This is a genomic window from Pedobacter rhodius (genome assembly GCF_027213645.1).
Taxonomy (GTDB): Bacteria; Bacteroidota; Bacteroidia; order Sphingobacteriales; family Sphingobacteriaceae; genus Pedobacter; species Pedobacter rhodius.
Genome location: NZ_JAPWGL010000003.1, coordinates 909,453 through 926,818 on the forward strand (window position 1 = coordinate 909,453; position 17,366 = coordinate 926,818).

At 39.3% G+C, this 17,366-nt stretch carries 16 protein-coding genes and 2 pseudogenes; 6 read left to right on the plus strand and 12 right to left on the minus strand.

Annotated features, from left to right (window positions below; all coding sequences use genetic code 11):
* The 7 genes and pseudogenes from O0931_RS14050 to O0931_RS14075 form a co-directional block, all read right to left on the minus strand.
* A complete protein-coding gene (locus O0931_RS14050; RefSeq protein WP_269416203.1) occupies nt 1-753 on the minus strand; it encodes a hypothetical protein in 753 nt (250 codons plus the stop codon).
* A 134-nt stretch (nt 754-887) separates the two neighbouring features.
* Entirely contained in the window at nt 888-3,029 is a 2,142-nt protein-coding gene (locus O0931_RS14055; RefSeq protein WP_269416204.1) for a S9 family peptidase, read from the minus strand.
* Between the two features lie 106 nt (nt 3,030-3,135).
* On the minus strand, nt 3,136-3,333 hold the full coding sequence (locus O0931_RS20160) for a GMC oxidoreductase (protein ID WP_428982695.1): 198 nt from the start codon (nt 3,331-3,333) through the stop codon (nt 3,136-3,138).
* Between the two features lie 33 nt (nt 3,334-3,366).
* A pseudogene (locus tag O0931_RS20165) lies at nt 3,367-3,639 on the minus strand (hypothetical protein); the annotation flags it as partial.
* 18 nt (nt 3,640-3,657) lie between these two features.
* A complete protein-coding gene (locus O0931_RS14065; protein ID WP_269416206.1) occupies nt 3,658-4,059 on the minus strand; it encodes a GMC family oxidoreductase N-terminal domain-containing protein in 402 nt (133 codons plus the stop codon).
* 82 nt (nt 4,060-4,141) lie between these two features.
* Nucleotides 4,142-4,621, minus strand: a complete 480-nt coding sequence (locus O0931_RS14070) for a hypothetical protein (RefSeq protein WP_269416207.1) — start codon at nt 4,619-4,621, stop codon at nt 4,142-4,144.
* 160 nt (nt 4,622-4,781) lie between these two features.
* Nucleotides 4,782-5,060: a DUF2147 domain-containing protein gene (locus O0931_RS14075; RefSeq protein WP_331283631.1), complete on the minus strand. Its 279-nt coding sequence runs from the start codon at nt 5,058-5,060 to the stop codon at nt 4,782-4,784.
* A 37-nt stretch (nt 5,061-5,097) separates the two neighbouring features.
* Between O0931_RS14075 and O0931_RS14080 the strand changes: the two genes are divergently transcribed.
* Complete coding sequence (locus O0931_RS14080; RefSeq protein WP_269416208.1) at nt 5,098-5,481, plus strand: TetR-like C-terminal domain-containing protein; 384 nt, start codon at nt 5,098-5,100, stop codon at nt 5,479-5,481.
* A gap of 423 nt (nt 5,482-5,904) precedes the next feature.
* Here the strand turns inward: O0931_RS14080 and O0931_RS14085 are convergent, their stop codons facing one another.
* The 4 genes from O0931_RS14085 to O0931_RS14100 are packed head-to-tail and all read right to left on the minus strand — an operon-like array spanning nt 5,905 to nt 9,403.
* Nucleotides 5,905-6,630: a LytR/AlgR family response regulator transcription factor gene (locus O0931_RS14085; protein ID WP_269416209.1), complete on the minus strand. Its 726-nt coding sequence runs from the start codon at nt 6,628-6,630 to the stop codon at nt 5,905-5,907.
* Nucleotides 6,627-7,760 carry a sensor histidine kinase gene (locus O0931_RS14090; protein ID WP_269416210.1) on the minus strand — a complete coding sequence of 378 codons (1,134 nt, stop codon included), beginning with the start codon at nt 7,758-7,760 and terminating at the stop codon, nt 6,627-6,629. Before O0931_RS14090 ends, O0931_RS14085 begins: the two co-directional genes overlap by 4 nt.
* 6 nt (nt 7,761-7,766) lie before the next feature.
* Nucleotides 7,767-9,185, minus strand: a complete 1,419-nt coding sequence (locus O0931_RS14095; protein WP_269416211.1) for a S41 family peptidase — start codon at nt 9,183-9,185, stop codon at nt 7,767-7,769.
* Between the two features lie 35 nt (nt 9,186-9,220).
* Nucleotides 9,221-9,403, minus strand: a complete 183-nt coding sequence (locus O0931_RS14100) for a hypothetical protein (protein WP_269416212.1) — start codon at nt 9,401-9,403, stop codon at nt 9,221-9,223.
* 683 nt (nt 9,404-10,086) lie between these two features.
* Between O0931_RS14100 and O0931_RS14105 the strand changes: the two genes are divergently transcribed.
* The 5 genes from O0931_RS14105 (at nt 10,087) to O0931_RS14125 (ending at nt 16,736) form a co-directional block, all read left to right on the plus strand.
* On the plus strand, nt 10,087-11,586 hold the full coding sequence (locus O0931_RS14105; protein WP_269416213.1) for a vitamin K epoxide reductase family protein: 1,500 nt from the start codon (nt 10,087-10,089) through the stop codon (nt 11,584-11,586).
* Between the two features lie 176 nt (nt 11,587-11,762).
* Nucleotides 11,763-12,005, plus strand: coding sequence for a hypothetical protein (locus O0931_RS14110; RefSeq protein WP_269416214.1), 243 nt, complete (start codon nt 11,763-11,765; stop codon nt 12,003-12,005).
* A gap of 73 nt (nt 12,006-12,078) precedes the next feature.
* Nucleotides 12,079-13,089, plus strand: coding sequence for a hypothetical protein (locus tag O0931_RS14115; protein ID WP_269416215.1), 1,011 nt, complete (start codon nt 12,079-12,081; stop codon nt 13,087-13,089).
* A 162-nt stretch (nt 13,090-13,251) separates the two neighbouring features.
* Nucleotides 13,252-15,438: a peptidase domain-containing ABC transporter gene (locus O0931_RS14120; protein ID WP_269416216.1), complete on the plus strand. Its 2,187-nt coding sequence runs from the start codon at nt 13,252-13,254 to the stop codon at nt 15,436-15,438.
* 11 nt (nt 15,439-15,449) lie between these two features.
* Nucleotides 15,450-16,736: an HlyD family secretion protein gene (locus O0931_RS14125; protein ID WP_269416217.1), complete on the plus strand. Its 1,287-nt coding sequence runs from the start codon at nt 15,450-15,452 to the stop codon at nt 16,734-16,736.
* Between the two features lie 462 nt (nt 16,737-17,198).
* Here O0931_RS14125 and O0931_RS20210 read toward each other — a convergent pair.
* Nucleotides 17,199-17,345, minus strand: a pseudogene (locus O0931_RS20210) (hypothetical protein); the annotation flags it as partial.
* Nucleotides 17,346-17,366 lie beyond the last annotated feature (21 nt).

Below are 17,366 nucleotides of genomic sequence, written 5' to 3' on the forward strand. Positions count from 1 at the left end.
TTAATCTTTGTTTGGCTTAATAAACTCGGTGTAACTTTTCTTTACATACATAAGCAGCTGATAATCGTTCATTTTTCGGATTTCCGTAGCTGACGGCCGATATTTTTGAATAAAACTTTGTAAAGAATCACCCTCAAGTTTGGTGATTGATGCTATTTTTTCTACATCAAAACGATGATTAATGTAATTGCTTTCTTCATCTTTCAGCTGTACTTTTTGCAATTTGGATATTGAAGATTTATTTTTTGTGAGTAAACCAATCGTTTTTAAAACATCAAGACTAATAATAGAGGAGGTGGAATTTGAAACTAAATTAGAGCCAAATGTTGGATAGCGCCATCCTTTTTCTACAAGCATATCTTTTACACCCGGCGCTTTGTAGGCGAAAATGGTTGCGTAGTCTTTCCGCAATTTTAGAGAGTCGGCAAGGTAATCGCGTTTAGGTAAAATGAGTACATCATTCAGGTTTATGGATGATTGTTTTAGGTAAATTGTAATGTCTTTAAAATTGTTGCTTAAATTCAAGTCGTAATCCTGGTAGCCTAATTTTTTAACCTTTATAATATCTGGTGAAGATTTTTTTTGAAACGAGAATTTTCCGCTGCCTGTGGTAATTATGGTTTGCGTGCCGTAAATTATCACGACATTGTCTACAGGTAATTTCGAAGTGTAGTCCAATACCTGCCCGTTAATCTGCTGCGCAGAGATTTTACCAGATATAAGAATTAATGTCAGGATGAAAAAGATTCTCATTTTCCGATTAGCTTTTAGCTAAAATAGAATATAATAATTAGGCAGTTAAAACTTTAACAGAACTTAACGTTCATTTTTTTCTTTTTACAAAAAAGGTTCCGATTTTAATCGGAACCTTGCTCGTATATTCTTGTCTACCGCATTGTCGGTGGTTTCATTTGATAATCATAAGGCGGTTGAGCACCCAATAAATTTTGTACGAAGTAATCCCATCTTCTTCTCATCATATATGGCGAATAGGCACCATAGCCATGTGCACTATTCGGGAAAATTACTAAATCGAAAGATTTATTTGCTTTTTCCAAAGCCTCAACAACCAATAAAGTATTGTAAGGCGGTACGTTGTCATCCATCATTCCATGAACGAGCATTAACTTTCCTTTTAAATTTTTGGCATAATTCTGATTGGCCTGAGCATCATAGTCGGCATTTTCAACTAAGCCATTATAGCGTTCGCCCCAATCATCTTCATAGTTCCTGTTTTCATGGTTTCCGGATTCAGAAATACCAACTTTAAAGAAATCAGGGTAACGGAACATCGCTGCTGCAGTTGCGAAACCACCGCCTGAGTGGCCCCAGATACCAACTTTTGCGGTATCTATCGGGTATTTTTCAGCAAGTTGTTTAATTGCTGTAATCTGATCAGGTAAGGTATTTTCAGCCATGTTGCCATAACTCATATCGTGGAAACTTTTAGAGCGGTTGGGGTTACTGGTTCCTTCCATTACGACAACGATAAAACCTAATTCAGCTAAACATTGGTTGTCGCCACGGGAAGCCGCAAATGACCAGCTGCCCACACTGCCGCCTTGTGGACCGGGGTAAATATAATCGATAACCGGATATTTTTTGCCGGCATCCATTTTGGTTGGGGTAAAAACCAAACCATAAATATCGGTTTTTCCGTCTGCCGCTTTAACAGAAACCGGTGTAGGCGCTTTCCATCCAGTAGCCGTTAGTCTCGAAACATCTGTTTTCTCCAATTCAGAAATTAATTTGCCATCCATACTGCGGAATACACTCACAGCAGGCACATTGGGTTGAGAATAGGTATCTATAAAATATTTGCCAGATGGTGATATGGTAACCGTATGATTTCCCGCTTCGGGCGTTAAATCAACTAATTTTTTCCCATCAAAACCAATTTTGTAAAAATGGCCGAAATAAGGGTTTGTCTTGTCTTGTCCGTTCGCAATGAAATATAAGGTTCTTGTGTTTTCATCAACCTTTAGCAAGCGGGTAACCACCCAATTGCCTTTCGTAATTTGGTTTTTTACCTTACCTGTTGTTGCATCATATAAATATAAATGACCCCAGTTATCCCTTTCCGAATACCAAAGAATTTCTTTTGTTGCCGGTAGATACCGCCAGTTGATGGCGCCTTGTCCGGATTCGTATTGCGTTTTTACGGTTTCTTCAAATACTTCGCGAACGGCGCCGGTTTCTGCATTTGCAATACGGAACTTTTCATTTTTATGGTCACGTGAGGTGGATACGAAAGCGACTTCAGAACCATCGGCTTTCCAGTCGATATCATCAAAAGTTCCGCTGCTCGAGATGTCATCACTAAGGGTTGCACGGTGTGGATCGGGCGGTATATTTAGCGAAATCACTTTTGGGTTTTCCACATCAATAACAACTCTTCTGATGGTTGCGATCTCTTTATCGCCGGGCAATGGATATTTCCATGCGCTGAGTTTTGGGGCACCCACATTGGTGCTTACCAGGTACATATCTTTTGAATTACGCTGGTCTTGCTGAAAAGTAGCTATCTTTTTCGAATCCGGCGACCAGCGTAAAATTGCGCCATCACTGTGTTTCCAGCCTGCGTTATCGGTTGCATAGCCATAATCTTTAATGCCATCGGTTGTTAACTGGGTTAATTTGCCGGAAGCGATATCTTTTACATAAAGGTTGTAATCTTTAATCAGTATTGATTTTTTACCATCCGGAGAAACAACTTCTCCGCGGGCACCCCGGCGGAAGTTTTGTGCGCCACCGCCATTACTCTTATATTCAGTTGTTAAGGTTTTAGTCTTTTTTAGCGGGTCTACTAAGAAACTTTGTTCGCCATCGGCAGTTCTCGTCGTATACCAGAATTTATCACCCTCCAGCCAGTTTGGTTGCGAAAACGTATGGTCGATATATTTTGCCGTGTTGTAACTTAAAAAACTTTCGGCATGTTCATAATCTTTTGATCTTAATGAAGCGCTTTGCTGCGCATTAACTGTAACTGCACAAGTACATGCCGCTACAGCCAGTAAATATCTATTCATATCGTATTTATTCTTTGTGATAAAATTAATACTGTTTTAGCATTTGTGATTATTTTATCAAGAATAATACAAAATAATGGGTTAAGGGATTAATTTCAATAAAAACCTAGGCAAATTCGTTCTGTTTAATCAGGTTTTCCATACAATAGTCGGCAATCGCAACAATGGTTATAAATGGATTTACACCAATTGTTCCAGGAATTAAGGATTCGTCTAAAACATAGAGATTTTCATGTGCCTTCAGTTTGCCATAGGCATTAGTGGATTCTCCTAAAACACAGCCCCCTAAAGGATGATAACAGATATTAGCACCAAAACCATTTTTAAATAGTAAATGACTTCTGGTTCCGCCATTGGCCTGATTCATTTTGCGAACAAAATATTTCGCATTTTCTTTCATTTTTCTGGTATTGCTTTCATCCCAATCTAATTCCAGTTGTTTATTTACCTTATCAAAAGATACCGTTCCTTTCTTATCTACTTTGTTGATGAGTAAATATAATGCCGTGGCGACATCCATGCCCATGGGAAAGGGCGCAATTTCCGTGAAAAAAGCATGTTCTTTATCATCCCAATGATCAATACTAGCTACCGGAATAGTGGATTGCTGCGCACCGGTACCGCCGGATTAGAATTTAACCCAGTTTCTTCCGGTCATAAAGTTTCCATTGTTTCCCCAGTTTTTTCCAACTTCCTCAACAACAGGGAAGTTTTTAGTTGACTGCGCATTTAGCAGCAGTTTTAAAGTGCCCATAGTGCCAGCTGCTATAATTAATTTTTTGCAATGAAAAATTTTATTGGCTAAGGTATTCCCTGAAGTATCGATTTGTTTCGCGGTCAAACTATAGGTTTTATCGTTATTCAGCTCCATTTGTTCCACACAGTGAAGATCGAGAATTTCGAGGTTGCCGGTGTCCAATGCTTTTTTAAGGTAAGTCTTATCTAAGCTATTCTTGCCATGATTGTTGCCATAAATTACTTCTGTATTTAAAGCAGAACGAGGTACCTCATTTTTAAATTCCTTTTCCATATACTTAAAATCATATACGTTAGGAACCCTTACTGTTTTAAAGCCGGCCTTATGTGCTTCAGCTTCTCCTACTCTTGTAAATTTATAATATGGGGCAGTCGTTTAGAAACTGTTCATCAATTACATTTGCTTTGAGTTCTTTATTCGCCAATGGAAAATAAAAATTGTAAAATTTTTCAGCATCGAGTTCAGGAAAAACTTCTTTAAAATACGCTTTTTTGGGTGTTACTGCCATTCCTCCGTTTACTATGGAACCACCACCAACGCCTCTGCCTACCCAAACATTTATATTTTTAAAATCCAAACGATCTAAAGCGCCGGTAAAAGGTGTTAATGGGAAAATATTCATAAATGGAGCAATGGTTTTATTTTTTAACCAGGCAGCACTTTTTCCAGGTTTTAACAAACTGGAATAGGGAATCCCCGATTTACCCCAGTTTAACCCCATTTCCAGCATTAATACTTTCTTTCCGGCTTCACAAAGTCGTAGAGCAGCAACCGCAACCACCATATCCAGAACCGATAATAACGATCGGTACTTCAGTTTCCTTTGGTTTTTCAACTTTTGAAGTTTTTGAAAGATAAGGAAATTTTGCACTTGCAAAGCATAAGCCACTTACGGCTAAAATACCGGATGTAATAAATTTTTTTCTGTTCATATTTTTCTTGTTGCTCTAAACTTCGATGTGGAAATTTTTATAATTGGTTAATCCGTATTATATCTATCTGAAAACCCTTGTCCAGTGTTCTGTTCTTCCGATAAGGGAGATGCCGATGTAACCGCGTAAATCGAGTGCATCAGCGTTTTGCATGGTGAGGTTACAACTGTATGTTTTATCCTTTTCAGGATCATGAACTTTCCCTTTATATATGCTTTCACTTTCTTTTTTTAACCCGGTCATAATCATAGCGCCGTAGAATTTCCTGGCTTTTGCACTTTGGTCTTTTGTCCAAACCAGTTTCCCATAATACAAACCATCCTTTTCTCTGTGAATTTGAATTTTGCACTATAATACGCCGTATGAAATATTACGGGAGATGGAAGATGAAATGTTTAATGCATTAATGGATTCCATAAAAGATATTGACAATGTAGATGGTCTGATATTGGCGGCCTGCAAGACTTTGGCGCGAGATAAGAAAATGAGTGAGGTTATTTTTTCGGAAATTGATGCAAGCAGTGTGCTTTTCAAAACATTAGCTTCTTTCAGGAACCGGGAATTGCCAACAACTAAAAATGGCGAACCGAATAAACAAAACTTATTGGTGGATAAAGCATATCTGTTTGGAGAGAAGGGAACAATCGCAATTATCCAGGATTGGGTTTTGGGCGGCTTTAAAGAACCTGCCGAATTAATAGCAGAGATCATTTCTTTTCTGGTTCAAAATATAAACGAATCTATAAAGAGCTATGGCAAGTGAATGAAAAGCCTATGCCGGTGAAAAGCTTTTAAATAATATAATCTGAGTGTATATTGTTAACTTAAATTGAACGAAATTACTGTTATCAGCCACATCAATTCTAATTCAACAAAAACGATGAGACCACTAAAAGACTTAATACGGTAGGTTTGTCCAACCTGCAAAGATGTTAAAGCTTCAATTACCCAAATTATTCATGTAGTAAATGTATATTAATCACAAAAGATAAAAAAGGTAGGTAAAGTTCTCTTAGTTGGCTTTCAACGAAAGTTGGAAATTAAAATTATTAGGTTCTGAAGTTAACCACCAATATATTTTTATCTCTTCAATTCCTTCTTTGACCATTTGATTAGGAAAAGCTACTTTTCTTTTGATTCTTTTTTCCCATCAGATCTATTTGGATGATAACCATTAACTGTTAAGTTAGATAATCAGATTCTTCTTTATTATATCCAAAAAAAGCTTCTTGTAGGTGTCCCCAATCATAATTTCTGAAGAAACTCCTTTAAGAAGAACATGGTTGCCATTAATTGCCACCACCTTATCAAGGGCTATAATAAATGATTTCTGCACCCTCATAAAGCGTTTAGTTGCCAACTTTTCCTCTACATCCTTCAGTGTTATAAGTGATAGTGTCCGTGTACCGTTATGATGGAAAGCAACGTAGTTTTTCATGCCTTCGATATAATCAATATCTTCGATGTTGATTTTGACCATCTTGCTTTTGGACTGTGCCGTTACGATAAAATAATCGTTTTCGCCTGCGCCTAGTATGTTATCGGCACTTTGCTTCCCAATAAGTTTTTGCACTTTCGTAACGGCCTGTAAGAAACGTGCCAAAGGAATGGGTTTAACCAGGTAGTCAACAACATCAAGATCGAAACCTTCTGTTGCAAATTCCCGGTATGCGGTGGTCAGGACGAAATGGTAATTTGAATGGCGGACCGTCTGTATAAATTCGATACCCGATAACTCGGGCATATTGATATCGAGGAATATCAGATCGACATTATGACCTTCAAGATAGGTGATTGCTTTGGCAGGGTTGGTAAAACAGGCAATCAGGTTCAGCTGGCTAACGGATTTAAGATAGTGCTTGATAACATCAATTGCATGGTCTTCATCATCAACAATAATGCAGTTTATCATACTATTGGATAAGGGGGTGTGAAATTTTCGTTCCGGTTTATTATGGGATGGTTTTTTGTGTAAATAGTGTTTTCAAAGCGGCTGGCAGTAGCGGGCTGCTCTATTTTTAGCGTTATAGCGTAGTCCACTTCGGTATCGTGGATATCGAGGCTAAACCCTTTTTCATAAAAATGGAGCAGCCTCTTCTTAATGTTATCCATTCCGATGCCGCTGGAAAGTTCTTTAGGTGCCTTTTTTCTGGTATTAAATGTATTCAGGCTAATGCTTCCATCCTCTCCGATATTCAAAATAACTTTAGCCGGATTTGCCGCGTCTGTACAGTTGCCGTGTTTTAGAATATTCTCAACGACAGTTATCAGGATCAGAGGGATTATCCGTACTTGATCTGTTGGCCCGTTTACCTTAAATTCTATTTGGAGTTTGTTGTTGAACCGAAGCTGGTTTATTTTAATGACGTTTTTAATATGCTCTATTTCGCGGCTGATCAGGGTCGTCTTGTCATCCTTTTCAATCTCCAGTGAATACCTCATAATTTCACTCAATAACATAATTCCCTCCGAAAGTTCTTCTGATAAAGGAATTGATTTGGCGTAGAAGAAGTTTAAGGTATTGTTCAGGAAGTGGGGATTTATCTGTGATCTCAGGAATGCATACTCTGCCTCGTGCTTTTCCTTTTCTATCAAGCGCTGTTTTCTTTCAAACCTTATACTTTTCCTCATATAATAATAACCGAACGAGAAAAAGGCATACATCAGGAAGAGCCAAAAAACTTCAATGCAAAACCTAAATGTAGCAAAAGGGGCGGCCGATGACCCGATCTTATTGGGGTGGATCAGTGGGGCAATAATAAATTTATTCGAAAGCCATAGTCCAATGGCAAGGCCATATATGATTAACAGTGAAAGGGAAAGGTAAAGCGCTCTTGTCGGATGAAGGAATCTTGTGTAAGCGAAAAAGCAGGCATAAAAGACGACCATGTTTGGGAAATGCGTAAAAAACATATCCAGTATGTTGATGGAAAAATGCTTTGGATTCCTGCCAAAATCCATGAGCGCCCCTAAAACCATATACGACAGCCAGAACAGGATATGGGAAGCTATAATTTTTTTGTTTTTTACGCTATAACCCATTTACTTTTAATTTTTTTGTACATAATCAATCCAGTCAGAAATTCCGGTGGGAATCTTTACATCGGGAGCGATACCAATGTTATCCAATGGGTAATTCGGTAATCGCAATGACTTACAGGCGGGATAGTAAAGGACGAAAAAGGGACATGGCATTTTTGTCCTGATGAACTCTGTATAATCTATAGCACCCCCACTGTTTTCCCCAAAAAGCTTAACCTTTGTGCTTTGTTTTGCCTCTAATAAAAAAAGCTCGGCAGCACTTCCCGTATTCCTGTTCACTAAAAAGGAAATGCGCTCGGGATATTTTTCTACCGAAGGAAGTTTGAGCGTATCAACAGGGTAAATTGTATAAAGGTGATCTTGATGGGCCTTCAACTTTGCCAATCGCTCTATAAAATACTTTTGGAGGCTATCTGACAGTTCGGGATGAAGGTTTGAATAGCCTCCCTTAATATTGTCCTTTGTAGCTAGTACCGTTCCGCCCTCTTTGAGGATTGGCCCTGTATAGATATAGGGTATAAGTTTTTCATAGACCAAAACCGATCCCCCTGCATTGTTACGCAGATCTATAATGAGATGCTTTGTGGTTTTAAGCACTTGCTCATTTTGCTTAAGCAGGGTATCCATAACCTTAACGTATTCCAATGAAGCAAATGAAGGCAGTGAAATCAGGGCGGTTTTCTCATCTACAACTTTAAATTTGGGAGACAGGTCAGGAGTTTTCTTGTTGATGGCCTGCGCTGGTACTTCGGCAGGATTTTTAACCCATTTGCCATAAGTTCCAAAATCGAGCGTATCCCCATTTTTGTAAAGCGTAGGATAGACATAGGAATGGTCTTTTGAACGAAAATATTTTGTTTGATAGGCCGCCTTCTTCTTTTGTACCTCAAATTTAACCTGCTGCGGCATCCAGTATATATTGTCTGCTGTAATGGTAAAGGCAAGAAATGAATTTTTATTTTTAGCATCCCTTATAATACCGACACGGTAACCGCCTGCAGTGTTGCCCCAGATTCCTTCAATGCTATCGGTTTTTCCTTTGTTGGAAGAGAGGTAATTATTGAAATCCGTTTCGCCCCACGAGACTTTTTTGTCGTCTACGTAAAATTTGCGGATCGAATCTGCTGGAAAGCCAGTGGCGTCTATTCCTGCGGTCATATGCTTGTCCTTGAAAAAGGCCAGCCATTCTCTCATTACGAAAGAACACCGATACCTGTCCGATACTTTAGCTACCGATGATAAGCTGTCCGTAAAAAGTTCAAATTTTTTTCTGTTGGCGGGTGTAACTTTATCGTAGAAGCCGACATAATTTTTTTTAACCTTTTCCACCATAAAGTTAAAGTTGACAGCGCAGGAACAGTCATCTGCTTTAGCTTTGATGATAAAGGTGAAAAGGATAAGGGCAAACAGATAATTTTTCAGCATAGGATTACTTATTTCTCAATTATAAGGAATAAGTATTAAATATCCGTCTGTGTTGGAATCTGTACGATTGTACAGCCGGGATCGACAGAAGGTCCCTCTGTTGGTTTCTGAGGTCCGTTCCCACCTTTAACTGTCTGCATTTGCTGTTTGCTTAAATTCCCGGCAGGTCTTCTTTTAAAGATGAACTGTACTTTTTTTTCTAATTTGTTTGTTTTCATAATGGTATGAATGATATATTGTATTTTTAAATGTATTATTTCTTTACATCGCTTCAAAATATAATACACCAAACGTACCTTCTGAAGGACGAAACTACCTTATTAATTATATGTCCACTATAAGTAGGTAAGCAGAAATCGCTAAATTCCTTAGTCCGCAGGCAGGCTATTTGTATAATAAAAGATATAGCGAATTTCGGGTGCGACCCGTTGGCGCCGATTACTGAACTCAACTCATTATAAAAACAGCTAATGCAGGCCGGTTAATGTAAATTTTTATCTACAAAAAGACCTAATCTCTCCAACTGACTTTTGCGCTATTTTTAAAATTTGCTTCAGCTACCTCAAGAAAATTAGTGCTTTAAGGAGTTTTAACTAAGTTGAACCTCCATTATTCTAAAGCATTTGAGCATGATAACGAAATAAAACACATGTTTTTTTGCCGCATTTGTCATTCCTCAGGAACTTTGTGTCCTTTGAAAATAGGCTTTGGTGTATTTCCCTATATTCATACTTTGATTAACAATAAAAAGTTCGAAGATTAGTAAAACAAAACGATATACGAGGGAATTCCGGTCTGCACGGACGTCCCGAAGACTAATCTAAGAATGGATATTTTCACATTAAAGCGCCCCAATTTGGAAGCCATATTATCGGCTCTCCTAAAGATCTTAAAAGTTAAGGTGACTACATCAGCAGCTGACACCTGTCTAAAAGAACATCCCGGATACCCAAGTATACTGGCATTAAGCGACTGCCTGCGGGAGTGGAATGTAGATAATTACACGTATAGAATTGATAAAGCAGATTTCGAGACAGGGGACTTGTTATTTCCATTTGCGGCACATTTTACAGAAAAAGGGGGAAGATTTGTCCTCGTACAGGGTATTGAAAAAGGGAACGTTTATTATACAGATGAAGGTGAGAGAAATGGAATAATGACGGAGGAAGAGTTTTTGAAACGCTGGGACGGAATAGCTTTCCATGCCGAAGGCAGAACCACAAGCGGGGAGAAAAGTTACAGGTTAAACTACCTAAAAGGTATTTTGCAGAAAATGCTTCTTCCCCTTGGTGCCATCTTTTGTATTACAATCCTGGGGCTTGCTATTGCTGCCCATCCATTTTCGCTTTCCTACCTTCTACTCTGCACTGTAAAACTTATCGGAGCTGGCATAAGTATCCTATTGCTGACCCAAAGTATCAATTCTCAAAATCCCTTTATAAGGAACTTGTGTGGCCTGGCTGGAAAAAGTGATTGTAACAATATACTGAAGTCGGATGCTGCACAGATAACCTCCTGGTTAAGCTGGAGTGAAATCGGTTTTTTTTATTTTACAGGTTCATTATTGCTCCTTCTGGTGCAACCTACGTCAGTTAATCTGATCGCATGGCTCAACTTAGCGGCGTTACCCTACACCCTATATTCGATCAGTTATCAATACAGGCATAAAAACTGGTGCGTCTTATGTTGTGCGGTACAGTTTATACTATGGTCAGAATTTGTAGTTAATATCAGTTTTAATGCTTTTAAACAAAGCAGCGGTGCCTATGCTTTTTATTTTGTACCCATCCTTTTTTTTACGCCTGTTATAGGATGGTTCCTCCTCAAGCCATTGCTTTACCTGTCGGTGCAGGTGCAGCCACTAAAGCAGGACTTGAAAAATTTCAAGTTTGATACCGACCTTTTTATGCAGCGGCTTTTCAGCCAGCCCAGATATGCGGTGAATGATGATCTGATACCTATTAGTCTGGGCAATCCAAATGCGCCGATAACCATTACAATGGTCAGTAATCCCTATTGCAACCCCTGTGCGAAAGCTCATGAATTTCTGAAAAGGTGGATGGTTGATAGGGATGATATTCAGGGTAAGGTTGTGTTCACTACAAATGGAAGCGCGCATGATTTCCGAACCAAGGTTGCCAGACACCTGATTGCCTTAACATTGGCTGAGGATAATATCACTGCAGGCAATGCATTAACGCAATGGTATGAAAAAAGGGATACCTATGAGGCATGGGCTTTACAATATCCTGCTACTTTAGGTGAGCAGGATCATATAGCAATAGAAAAGCAGCGTCAGTGGTGCAGTATGGCGGATATAGCATTTACTCCGACTATTTTTATCAATGGCTATAAAATACCCACAGGCTATCAACTGGAGGACCTGAAGTATCTTTTATAGCAACATAAAACAGTTAAGGGAAATTTTAGAATTCCGAAAGACTTTTGCAAAAAAAGGGGCAGCAGGTTGCAACGAAACTGCCCCAAGGAACGAATGCAGGCGTTTACCGGCATCGCTTAAGTTTTCCTTGCGTGAAAGGAGAACAAACCTATAAAAGCAAAATTAAACTTTTAAAAATGAAAAAAGTAAATTTACTCAGCAGAGCTGAGATGAAAAATGTAATGGGCGGTCTTTATCCAGTTGGTACACCAGGCGGAAACAATGGTAATCCATGCGCTTCTGGCGGTGCATGCGATGCAGCTGGGGGAACAGTTGCATATGCAATGGATAACGGTGATTACGGTGCAGGAAACTGTCAGGGTGCTGCTGGTTGCCACAACTATTGCAGTGCTCCGGGCCAGCCTAATTTTTGGTGCTAAACCCTTACTTACAGTGCATTGTCGCACTGTAAGTTTTTATATATCCAATCTATATCCTATGAAAATCAAAACAATGTTACTATTACTACTACTCGGTCAGGCAGCTATTGCCCAACAGGAGTCCAGAGTTTACATTAAACTGGCTAATTCACCAGACCTGAATATTGAAAAAAGGCGCTTCTTTGACCAGGAAGGTAATTACAGCATCGCAGATAAAACAGATTCGCAGCTTTCCTTTCAGTTCAACAAAGGCAAGACATTACCTGAAGGAGAAGATTTTAACGTTAAAAAAGTCGGTAACGACTCTTATCTGCTAAAAATTAAATCAGCGCAGCCTGAAATGGTGTACCTCAACTATAAGCCAATCTATATTGTTCCTGGCGACAGTGTGAAAATTACATTTAAAGAGTTGCTGCGCACTTTTGATACAAGACAGGATACCATTATAGCAGAGGGAAAACTTAAATGTAATTATGAGTTTTCATATTTTTTAAAGTCAAAAAAATTAGAGGGAAGCTATCCAAAGGTAACTTCGGCCAAGTATCAGGGTAAGATCCTGAGCTTTTGTACAGATCTTAAAAAATATTACGCTGACTATGATCTGTATTATAGTTCTGTTGCTGGTTTAAAGCTATGCGATCCCAATCTTATAGCCTATCTCCATCGTAAAAACCAGGAAACCTACCTGTTTAACCTGATAAGGTATGAATCTGATTTCAAGGCACAAAAGAAGCTGGCTGATGCGAAGGCGGTTGGTGATATACTTGAAGAATCCTTCAATAAGACCAAATTTGTCGCGGCTGATTCCTTATTAAGTTTTGGAATGGAAAACCTGTTTAAGCGGTATTTTAAAAGATTAACCGGGCTTAGATACAACGAGCTTGCAAGCAAGGACGATTACTTTGCCTTCAAGAGTTTTATCCAGGCCTACCCAAACCCTTTTGTCAAAGAATACTTTATCTATTTTTTAGTTGCCAACTATTCCGATACCATCAAGAATTACGACCCTGAAGCGGTTGCAGCCCTGAAAAAAGATATCTCCAACGCACAGATTTTGAATGGGCTTAAAAAATTAAACTTATAAAAAAGACTTCTGTACTTTACCGGTCTATACGGTTTTTGATCATGATAATTTATGCTATCCCTGTATGGAAAGGTCAGCCATTTCGAAAATTTTAAATGATAGCCACCCTCAGAACAATGGAAAATAAGTTCCTTAATTTTTCTGTATAACAATATTTCCGATTTGAAAAAAATTGTTTTTTACAAACAGCCCGATCAGATGGACTGTGGCCCTACCTGCCTGCGCATGATTGCGAAATATTATGGTAAGAATATCAGCCTTCAAAAGTTAAGGGATATTTCGGGTATTAACCGAGAGGGTGTATCGCTGCTGGGCATTAGTGAAGCGGCCGAAAAAATAGGATTCAGAACCAGTGCGGCAAGGCTCTACCTGAAAGAACTTGCAGAGACCGACCTTCCTGTAATACTGCATTGGGACCAAAACCATTTTGTAGTATTGTATAAGATCAAAAATAACAGGTATTATATTGCGGACCCGGCAAAAGCACTGATTACTTATACTGAAAGTGAATTTACAAAACACTGGCTTTATGGACTCAAAGATGAGAAATCGGAAGGGATATCGCTTATTCTGGAGCCAACTCCGGACTTCTACCAACAAGAGGGCGATACAAGCAACGGCCTGAACCTGTCTTATCTTCTGATATATCTTTACCGTTATAAGTCGCTCGTAATCCAGCTTTTCATTGGCCTGGGGGTTGGCAGCCTTCTTCAGCTTATATTGCCTTTTTTAACCCAATCAGTAGTTGATGTAGGGATCAATACACGAAACCTTAATTTTATATATGTCATTCTGATTGCCCAGACCATGCTTTTTGTCGGAAGGATCAGTGTTGAATTTATCCGCTCCTGGATATTGCTGCATATCAGTACAAGGATCAACATTTCTATATTAACTGATTTTTTAATCAAGCTGATGAAACTGCCTATCAGTTATTTCGATACAAAAATGACCGGCGATATCATGCAGCGTATGACTGACCAGAAAAGGATTGAATCATTTTTGACAGGATCAACACTAAGCGTTATTTTTTCTGTTTTCAACCTGATTGTTTTCAGCTTTGTCCTGGTTTATTATAACACAGGCATTTTCCTGATCTTCATTACCAGCACCGTATTATACAGTTTATGGGTCATACTATTTCTCAAAAGACGCCGTAACCTTGACTTTAAACGCTTTGACCTTTCCGCTAAGAATCAAAGTGCCGTTGTGCAGCTGATAGGTGGTATGCAGGAAATAAAGCTCAATAACTGTGAGCAACAGAAGAGATGGGAATGGGAGCACTTGCAGGCAGGCCTTTTCCGCTTTAATATCAAGAGCCTAAAGCTGGGGCAATATCAACAGGCAGGGGCATTTTTTATTAATGAAGGAAAAAACATCCTTATAACGTTCCTTGTTGCCAAATCTGTAATCGACGGCCACCTTACATTCGGCGCTATGATGGCTGTACAGTATATCATGGGGCAGCTTAACAGCCCGATTGAACAAATGCTAACGTTTATCCAGCAGTTGCAGGATGCAAAAATATCACTCGAAAGGCTCAATGATATCCGTGAGATGGATGATGAAGAACCCATTGAAAAAACTTTTATCAAGCAGCTTCCGGCCGATAAAAGCCTCTCATTACAAAATATTTCCTTCACTTATCCGGGCGCAGGAAATGACCCGGTTCTATCGGATGTGAGCCTAGATATCCCGGCGGGAAAAACAACTGCCATAGTGGGCATGAGCGGTAGTGGGAAAACAACTATACTTAAACTGATCCTCCGTTTTTATGAGCCGCAAAAAGGTGAGATCAAAATAGGCGGTGGATACCTTGCCCAGGTTAGCTTCAGATACTGGCGGGGCCTTTGTGGGGTAGTGATGCAGGACGGTTTCATTTTTTCGGATACCATAGCCCGCAATATAGCTGTGGGAGATGATTATCCGGATATGTCACGATTGAAGCAGGCCGTCCATATTGCCAATATCCATGATTTTATTGAGAACCTGCCACTGGGCCTTAATACAAAAATTGGTGCCGAAGGCAATGGTGTGAGCCAGGGACAGCGCCAGCGTATCCTTATAGCAAGGGCGGTGTACAAAAACCCTGAATACATTTTGTTCGACGAGGCTACCAATTCGCTGGATTCCCAGAATGAAAAGATAATTATGCAGAACCTGGAAGAATTCTTTAAAGGCCGTACTGTTGTTGTGGTTGCACACCGCCTGAGCACGGTCATACACGCAGATAATATTGTGGTCCTTGAGAAAGGGCGTATTATTGAGCAGGGAACACATTCGGAACTTACGCGCAGTAATGGTGTCTATTTCAACCTGGTGAAAAACCAGCTTCAACTTGGAAATTAAATGCTATAGCTATGCCAGAAAATATCTCACAGCAGCCGACCCACAGTGAGGAGGTGCACGAAATTATAACAGCAGTACCGTCATGGATCTTAAAATGGGGAATTACGATGGTTTTTACCATCTTGGGAGGAATAATTTTGCTGTCCGCATTTATTGACTATCCCGATATTGTGACCACCAGCCTTAAGGTAAATTCACTTAATGCCCCCAAAACAGTCCTTGCCAGACAGGCAGGAAAATTAACAGCCCTATTGGTAGCTGACGGGCAAATCGTTAAACAGGGAATAGCCCTGGCTTATTTAGAAACCACTGCTGCGCCACAGGATATAATGACGTTAAACAAAAGCCTGAAGGCAATGCAGGCAAGTGTGCTTAAAAACAAAAATGAGCATAATAATTTACCCGAAGGGCTGAACCTTGGAGAAATACAGGGAAGCTATCAAAGTTTCTATCAGCAGTATTTGCAATACAGGTCTACACTTAGAAACGGATATTATCTCAACCGCATGGCCTTTTTAGAAAAGGATCTGAAAGATATTAGGGCACTAGGCAACCAGATACATAAACAGCAAAAGGTGCAAAGGTTGGAATATGCCAATCAGGAGGCAGAATATAAAGCCTATCAGAAACTATATAAAAACAAGGTTATATCGCGAAGCGAATTTACCCAGCAGGAGAATAAATACTTGGCTTCAAAATATCCGTTACAGCAAAGCGAAACTTCTGTCCTAAATAATTTGAGTGCTTACAGTGCAAAAGAAAAAGAATTATTAGATCTCAGACACACCATTGCTGAGGAACAGGCCAAATTTGTTCAGGCGCTTAACCAATGTATTACCGAAAGCGATAACTGGATTATGCAGCATATCCTGATTGCACCCGTTTCCGGAAAGGTCGGCTTTGCAGGGATAGTTCAGCAAAATCAAAATATACAGTCAGGACAGGAAGTGTTTGTTATCAATCCGGGAAATACCGATTTCTTCGGGGAGATACAGATTCCGCAGTATAATATGGGTAAGATATATAAAGGCGCAAGTACGCTCATCAAGATGCGGAGCTACCCTTATGAACAGTATGGAATGATCAGAGGGAAGTTAACTTACATTTCAGATGTCGCCTATCGGGACAGTGTGTTTATAGCCAAAGTTAGTTTTGAACAGTTTGAAAATAAAGATGCCAACCATAAAATTATTTTAAAAAATGGAATGCTGGCGGATGCCGAAATTATAACGGAAGAGAGTTCTTTATTACAGCGGTTCTTTAGAAATATTACCAAGATGATGAACAGTAGAGGCTGAGAATGAATGGTATGCATTAACAGACTTTTACACATTAGATTAAATAAGTGCGTTCTTTGGCGGCTGCTGTTGATTTGTAGCCGATAAATGGTGCGTTTTTTAGTTAACCAATTGCAAGGCAATAGTTTACAATCTCCCCGTAGATAATGTTCAAAATCGTTGATAAAAGTATAATTCAGTGAATTGATTTAGATGTCACCTTGAAAGTACTTTTTTTGAAGGAAATCTATTAAGTGCCTTTCGGATGTGATGTACCTCATTAGTGTATTAACTTCAAAGCCATTGCCAATTAATTGCTTTATCCTTAAATTGTGTTCTCCAAAGAGTTTCATCAAATAAAGAATTTTTTGGGATTTGCCTGTAAACTGCCCTTGTAAACTAAGTGCGGTAATCTTTTGGCCTGCATCTGGTAACTATTAGTGAGCGGCTCTCATCTTGCTCCGCAGGATTCAAGATGACTATTTAAGGTTTCGGCATCTTCTTTTGTGTCGACGACTCGCGCTCAGCAGAGCTATTCCATTTCGCGGCTTCACATTCACAGTCTATAGACATTTCAGCCCGTTTAATATCCATAGTGATGCGCAGATAAAATGGCCTTTGGGCCTCCTTTGTAAACTTTTTGCTTTCTTA